Annotated in this window: 2 protein-coding genes; both read right to left on the bottom strand. The window is 40.1% G+C overall.

What is annotated here, in order from left to right; all coding sequences use genetic code 11:
- Positions 1-88: 88 nt before the first annotated feature.
- Positions 89-229: a transposase gene (locus Q8W24_RS16960; protein ID WP_370693342.1), complete on the bottom strand. Its 141-nt coding sequence runs from the start codon at positions 227-229 to the stop codon at positions 89-91.
- 73 nt (positions 230-302) lie between these two features.
- The gene (locus Q8W24_RS16740; RefSeq protein ID WP_305476032.1) at positions 303-1,460 is read right to left on the bottom strand and encodes a helix-turn-helix domain-containing protein; all 1,158 of its coding nucleotides are present in this window, start codon (positions 1,458-1,460) and stop codon (positions 303-305) included.
- Between the last annotated feature and the right edge of the window lie 115 nt (positions 1,461-1,575).

The raw sequence follows: 1,575 nt of genomic DNA, 5'->3' as shown, positions 1-1,575 counted from the left end.
TAACAACGTCCGGGAAAGCGCGCAAGGATTCTGAAAAAGCGCGCATTGATTGGGGCAAACTTTCAATCATACTGGATATGCATACACATCAGATCAAGGAATGATCAATGTCCAAACGAGCGGCAACTTCCTGCACCTGAACATCTTCTTCCAAACTCATCTCAACCGCTGATCGCTTGAATTCGAGCGAATATTGCTTGGTCTTTTTCTGGTTTTTATAGGCTGGCATTGGGCACCTTTTATTGTGTAAAAAGGTGTCCGTTAGAGCGGGGCAAGATCAACCAGTCCGACAACATGCCTTGTTACATGCTGTTTTCGTGAACGACATTGTACGCCCATTCGGTGAATAGCCGCTCAGTGGCATATCGTTTTTGCATTTCGTTACTTGAGGATTTGATGTCGTCATATTTATTTTTTACTTTAAGAAAACTATCATAGTTATCAACTAACTTTTTGCAGACTATTTTTAGTCTTTCTTCTGAATCCAAAATTAAAAAAGGTAATTCAATGGTTCGAGGCTTTATTTGTGTCTCTATCGGCGTAGAGAATGATTTGCTCGTTACCTCAGAAACCTCCAGCGCTCTAATGTGCTTAAACAAGCTATACTCTATTGTATTTTCTAGGTAGTAGAACAGGTCACAATATACCTCTGTTTCACAACCATCGTTCTTTTCCGGATAGGTTATAAATTCAATATTTGGAAACGGAATTTGGAGATTTTCACTTCTAAACCTCACTACCAGTAATTTATGTAACTCAACGCCTTTGTACTTGAGGTGGTAGTAAAACCGATCAGGCTTTTCAAACAACCCCTCTTCCCACCAGTACTTCCCTCCAGAGCCTTCGTCACCACCTATCTCTATCGTGTAATCTGGGTCAATATCGTAGAAAGCCTTACTGATACCATCATATTTCCAATTTTTGAAATCTACCAGCACATTAATAAAACGTTCGGAAGCCTTCTTATCCAAGCCGAACCGTTGACGCCACATGGCTTCAACCTCATAGGGGTTTGCACTTCCATCCTTTGGTGTATTTGAATCACCCATACGAGAGTATACTGTGCCAGCACGGACTGTAGTTCTTTGCTTGGTCTCATCCCTGGTCAAGAAATAAGGCTTATGATCCTCATTTCTTATTGTAAGAACATCCAATTCTTTCCCATCAATTAGAATCGAGTCCAATTTTACATTTGGTATTTTGTGGTATGCAAAACTCTTAGTTCTCAAGAAATTAAAAATATCCGCCTGTGTATAGCGCACATCGTTTTCGCTCAGGCCGGTTATTTCATAATCGTCACTCACTCCAAATATGATAAAACGGTCGCCGTCATAGATGATATTTGCCAAACATAAAAGATCATGAAGAAGATCATGAAGGTTTGAATGGTGTTGTTTTTTAAAGTCCCACCAATCACCCTCTCTCTTTTGCTTCACTAACTGTTCAACTAATTCTTGCATATAACCTCAGAGCTAGGCATGTAACAGTTTATTAGTGAGCATGCGCGGTTTCTGGGCAAGCCGGTTTCTGGGAAATCACCGTAACTACTTGAATAATAGGAAGTAAAATCCATTT

The organism is Oceanobacter sp. 4_MG-2023 (assembly GCF_030689165.1).
Lineage (GTDB): Bacteria > Pseudomonadota > Gammaproteobacteria > Pseudomonadales > Oceanobacteraceae > Oceanobacter.
Note: the sequence above shows the minus strand (reverse complement) of the source record. Positions and strands in the feature narration are given on the sequence as shown.